Origin of the sequence: Streptomyces beijiangensis (genome assembly GCF_017315755.1) — a bacterium.
Lineage (GTDB): Bacteria > Actinomycetota > Actinomycetes > Streptomycetales > Streptomycetaceae > Streptomyces > Streptomyces beijiangensis.
In genome coordinates, this window is the sequence record NZ_JAFLRJ010001743.1 from 1 (window position 1) to 380 (window position 380).

A 380-nucleotide genomic window follows, 5' to 3' on the forward strand; every position below is an offset into this window, starting at 1 on the left:
GATCATGACGATCAGGTCGGTGTCGGGGTCCGCCTCGAACGCCGCGAGGGCGTCGATGTGCGTGGTGCCGATGACCGGGTCGCCACCGATGCCCACGGCGGACGAGAAGCCGAGGTCACGGAGCTCGTACATCATCTGGTACGTCAGCGTGCCGGACTTCGAGACCAGGCCGATGCGGCCCGGCTTCGTGATGTCGCCCGGGATGATGCCGGCGTTGGACTGGCCCGGGGTGATGAGACCGGGGCAGTTCGGGCCGATGAGGCGGGTCTTGTTGCCCTTGGCCTGCGCGTACGCCCAGAAGGCGGCGGAGTCGTGGACGGCGATGCCCTCGGTGATGATCACGGCGAGGGGGATCTCGGCGTCGATCGCCTCGACGACGG

The 380-nt window shown here is 68.4% G+C and carries 1 pseudogene; it reads right to left on the minus strand.

Going from position 1 to position 380, the window contains the following annotated elements:
• Positions 1-380, minus strand: a pseudogene (locus tag J0695_RS43470) (succinate--CoA ligase subunit alpha); the annotation flags it as partial.